Source organism: Roseateles sp. P5_E11 (assembly GCF_054049355.1).
The window spans coordinates 1-4681 of record NZ_JBFUMO010000465.1; the positions used below are offsets into that span (position 1 = coordinate 1).

Here is a 4681-nt window from a genome sequence, read left to right on the forward strand (position 1 = left end):
CCATGTGGAGGCCATTTCGGGCCACTGGGGCCAGAAGTGAGCGGCACGGCGCAACGCGCCCGCCCGCTACAGCTGCTGGGCGTCGGCCTGGCGGTCGCGCTGGCCTACGCCTGGCTGTGCTCGGCGCTGAAGGTCGATGACGTCGACCGCTACTGGCACGAACTGGGTGCCAACAGCTTCTTCTGGGACCTGGGGCACCTGTGGATGCAGCCGCTGGCCATGCTGCTGTACCGCGCCAGCGGCGGCGTGCTCGGCGTGAACCACACGCTCGAGGCCATCAATGTCCTCTCGGTGGCCTGGGGCTGCGCGGTCTTTTTCGCGACGCTGCGGGAGGCCGGCCATTCGATGCTGAAGAGCGTCGCCGCCGTCGTCTTCGTCGCGGTCAGCTTCAATCTCCTGACCCTCGGCCCCACGGCGCACATCAAGCTGATGGTGTTCCCGCCGCTGGCGCTGGCCCTGCACCATGCGCTGCGCTGGGAACGCGCCGAGGCCGCCGGCCAGCCCGGCACGCGCGACATGATCGCAAGCGCGGCCTGGTCGGGCGTGGGCGTGAACCTGCTCGTCAGCGTACTGCCCCAGGCCCTGCTGCTGGCCCTCTTCATGCTGATCCGCGGTGCACGCCGCCGGGGCTTCATGGTGGCACTTCGCCAGACCCTGCCTTATGCGATCACACTGGCCGTCGTGGGCTTTGCGCTGCTGCTGGCCGCCTATGTGATGGCACGCCAGACCGGCACGACGCAGGCGCAGGACCTGCTGGGCTTCACGCTGGGTGGCCTGAAGGAGAAGCAGGCCTTGCAGAACTGGCTGGTCTCCTGGAAGGAGATGCCGGTCCGCTTCGCCTTCAGCCTCATCAACAACTTCGCCTTCCTGCCGTCCCTCGGTACGCTGGGCCGGGCCTATATGTGGGGCTGGCTGCCCGATGTGCATGCGGTGCTGCCATCGTTGCTGGGCCAGGCTTTGCTGGCGGCGCTGGTGGGGCTGCTGCTGGCAGCCATCGCCGTCGTGGGTGCCCGCCAGGCGCTGCGCAGCGCCGAGCCCGGCCTGCTGTCACCCTGGGCCTTTGTGCTGGGCGCGGCGGCCTTCTCGTACTACTACAACCTCAACGACCCGGAGCACTGGTTCCAGTTCACGATGCCGGTCGCGGTGCTGGCGCTGCAGTTGCGCCGGCGCTGGCTGGACGTGTGGCTGCTGGGCGTCGCGATGCCGGCGCTGCTGGTCGTCAACCTCATCGGCTACGGCATCCCCAAGGCGCGCTTCGCGCTGGCCGAGCGCCAGCAGGCGCTGCAGGCGGCGCTGGGGCCGCAGGGCTTGTACGTGGGTTTTGCCGCCTACCCGGGTGAGCCGGACAGCAGCCTCTTCGACACGCCGGGCGTCGAGCGCTTCAACATCGACCTTGTGCAGATGAACGACACCAAGGCCGATACGGCGGCGCTGCTGGCACGCCTGGATGCGCAGGTCGATGCCGCGCTGGCACGCGGCGGTCGCGTGCTGGTGTTCCGTGCGCTGGACGACCAGGACTGGCGCGGCCCGGTCATGCAGGTGGCGCTGGCCGGCTTGCCGCGCGCCAAGCTGCGCGAACACCTGGCGGCGCGCTATGCGATCAGCGGCCCGGTTGATGCCGGCGGCTTCCCCGCCTACGAACTGCGGCCGCGCGCCGCCGACGCGTACAAGGCCCCATAGGCGGCGATCATGCCGTCCAGGCTGAACTGCGCCCGTGCGCGGGCCAGCGACGCCTCGGCCAGACGCTGGCGCAGCGCCGCATCGTTGACGAGCCGGGCCAGCGCCGCGGCGAGCGCAGCGCTGTCCTGCACCGGCACGAGCAGGCCGTTCGCGTCGTTCTCCACCAGTTCGGGGTTGCCCCCCACGTCCGTCGCGACCGGCGCGCAGCCGCAGGCCATGGCCTCCAGCAGCGTATTGCTGATGCCTTCGGCCTGCGACGGCAGCGCAAAGATGTCGAAGTTCGGCAGCAGGGCCGCGACATCGCTGCGGTCGCCGGGCAGCCAGGCCTGATCGGCTGCGCTCCGTTCGGCCAGCCGCGTACGCGCCGCGTCGAACAGCGGGCCGCCGCCGAGCATCACCAGGCGCAAGCGCGGCCAGTCGGCCGGGCAAAGCTCGCGCAGGCTCAGGAAGGCGTTGACGAGGTTGAGCGGGTCCTTCACGGCCTGCATCCGTCCCACCGCGCCGATGACAAGATGCTCGCCGCGGCGATAGGGCCAGGCCTCGGGCGGGACGGCCGCGGGCATGAACCGCTGCGTATCCACGCCGTTGCAGATGCGCTGCACGCGCTCGGCCGCAAAGCCGACCGGGCCGGTCAGATAGGTTTCGATGGCCTTGGACAAGGCCACGAAGCGATGCACGCCAGAACCGTAGACACGGCGCAGGCGCTGGTTGGTGCGGCTGACGCCGCCGAGATCGTTGACGTCCCAGCCGTGCTCGCTGTGAACCCGCAGCGGCACACGGGCGGCCCAGGCCGGCAGCTGAAACTCCATCGCGCCGAGGTTGCGCGTGTGCACGACGGCGGGGCGCAGCTCGCGCAGCAGCCGGTAGACACGCGGATAGAGCCAGAAGCCCTGCCCTGGCGGCTTGTTCAATGCGATGAACTGCGTGCCGGGCGCTTTCACCCGCTCCTTGAACGCAGTGATCTCGGTCACCGCCACCACCGCGTGCCGGAACGCCGGCAGGTGGTTGATGACGTTGACGACGCCGTTCTCCAGCCCGCCGGTGTCGAAGCGGTGCAGTAGGTGCACGACCAGGGGTCGCAGGTCCGCTTGCACAGGTCAGCGCCGCCCGGCCGCCCGTAGGCGCTGACGCGCCCCCTCGGGGGGCAGCGTGCGAAGCACGCGTGGGGGCTCCATCCTTACAGGCGCCAGAGGCGGAAGCCCGCGTCCACCAGCGCCTTGGCGTCGAAGGCGGCCTTCACGTCGATGAAGGCGCCGCCCTTGACGAGCTTCTTGCCAATGTCCGCGGCGCTGAGGCCGGCGTACTCGCGGTGCGACACGGCGGCCACGATGGCATCGGCCTGCGGCAGGTCCTCGAAGGGCATCAGGCGCACACCGTACTCGTGCATGGCCTCCTCAGCCTCGGCTTGCGCATCGGTGACGAAGATCTCGACGCCGTAGGTCTTGAGCTCGTTGATGATGTCGATGACCTTGGAGTTGCGCAGGTCGCCGCAGTTCTCCTTGAAGGTCAGGCCCAGCACGTTGATGCGCGCGCCTTTCACCGGGCTGCCGCTGGCGATCATCTGCTTGATGGTCTGCTCGGCGATGAACTTGCCCATGCCGTCGTTGATGCGACGGCCAGCCAGGATGACCTGCGGGTGGTAGCCCAGCATGTCGGCCTTGTGCGTCAGGTAGTAGGGGTCCACGCCGATGCAGTGGCCGCCGACCAGTCCCGGCTTGAACTTCAGGAAGTTCCACTTCGTGCCGGCCGCCTCCAGCACCTCGGAGGTGTCGATGCCGAGCTTGTCGAAGATGATGGACAACTCGTTCATCAGCGCGATGTTGAGGTCGCGCTGCGTGTTCTCGATGACCTTGGCGGCCTCGGCGGCCTTGATGCTGGACGCGCGGTGCACGCCGGGCTCGACGATCATCTCGTAGACCTTGGCGACCGTGTCGAGGGTCTCGGGTGTGTCGCCGGACACGATCTTCAGGATCTTGGTGAGCGTGTGCTCCTTGTCGCCCGGGTTGATGCGCTCGGGGCTGTAGCCGACGAAGAAGTCCTGCTTCCATTTCAGGCCCGATTCGCGCTCCAGCACGGGGATGCAGACCTCCTCGGTGGCGCCGGGGTAGACCGTGCTCTCGTAGACGACGATGGCGCCCTTCTTCATGTGGCGGCCGACGCTGGTGGAGGAGCCGATCAGCGGGCGGAAATCGGGGATGTGGGCCTCGTCAACCGGCGTGGGCACGGCGACGATGATGACGTCGGCCTCGGCCAGCATCTTTGGATCGTCGGTGTAGACGGCGTGCTTGGCCGCCTGGACTTCCTCGTCCGTCAGCTCGCGGCTCGGGTCGGTGCCGCGTTGGCAGGCTTCCACCTTGTTCTTGGCGATATCGAAGCCGATGGTGCGCACCTGCTTGCCGAACTCCACCACCAGGGGCAGGCCCACGTAGCCCAGGCCGATGACTGCGAGCGTATTCATGGATCGTTTCTCGTTGCTGTGATTTTTGAAGGCGCGTGATTGTCACTGCTGGCGCGCGGCGTCGCGGTCGCGCACCCCGCGCAAAGCGGTGTCCAGACTGCCCCAGTGCGCGTGCAGGAATTCGCGCAGCAGGGCGTCATCAGCGCCGGCGACGGTCTTGTCGGCATAGACCAGGATGACCGCCGCATCGTCGCCATGGCCCAGCAGACTCTGCCAGGCGCCATAAAGCTTGGCCTGCCAGTCGCTGGTGAAGGGCCGGCCGTTGATCCAGTAGATCTGCCAGACGCGCAGCCGCGGCGCCATGTTGCCGCCGCCGCTGACCTGGTTCAGGGCCTGGCCGCGCAGCTCCCCGGTGCGCCAGGTCAGGCCGTCCAGCTGTGCCTGGCCGGCGCCCGTGCGCGACCATTCCTTGTCGTCCTCGTCATTGACGAGGTCGTTGACTGAGGTGACGAGCTGGCGACCATAACGCTGGTCGCGGTAATAGCCGACATAGACCCCCACCGGCGCGTCGCCGGTGGCGGGCGCGAACCGGCCACGCAGGAC

At 68.5% G+C, this 4681-nt stretch carries 4 protein-coding genes; 1 reads left to right on the forward strand and 3 read right to left on the reverse strand.

Annotated features, from left to right (window positions below):
* On the forward strand, window positions 1-1680 hold a 1680-nt coding region (locus ACXJKR_RS24680; protein WP_457325062.1), incomplete at its 5' end, for a hypothetical protein.
* Here ACXJKR_RS24680 and ACXJKR_RS24685 read toward each other — a convergent pair.
* The 3 genes from ACXJKR_RS24685 to ACXJKR_RS24695 form a co-directional block, all read right to left on the reverse strand.
* A complete protein-coding gene (locus ACXJKR_RS24685) occupies window positions 1635-2774 on the reverse strand; it encodes a TIGR03088 family PEP-CTERM/XrtA system glycosyltransferase (RefSeq protein WP_457325063.1) in 1140 nt (379 codons plus the stop codon). The genes ACXJKR_RS24680 and ACXJKR_RS24685 overlap by 46 nt on opposite strands.
* An 83-nt stretch (window positions 2775-2857) precedes the next feature.
* Entirely contained in the window at window positions 2858-4138 is a 1281-nt protein-coding gene (locus tag ACXJKR_RS24690) for a nucleotide sugar dehydrogenase (RefSeq protein ID WP_457325064.1), read from the reverse strand.
* 42 nt (window positions 4139-4180) lie between these two features.
* Window positions 4181-4681, reverse strand: a 501-nt coding sequence (locus ACXJKR_RS24695; protein WP_457325066.1) for an exosortase C-terminal domain/associated protein EpsI, incomplete at its 5' end; no start/stop codon positions are given.

Bases quoted from the DNA above. Each gene is read 5' to 3' on its own strand.
- ACXJKR_RS24690 (WP_457325064.1), bottom strand. From the start codon at position 4,138: ATGAATACGCTCGCAGTCATCGGCCTGGGCTACGTGGGCCTGCCCCTG.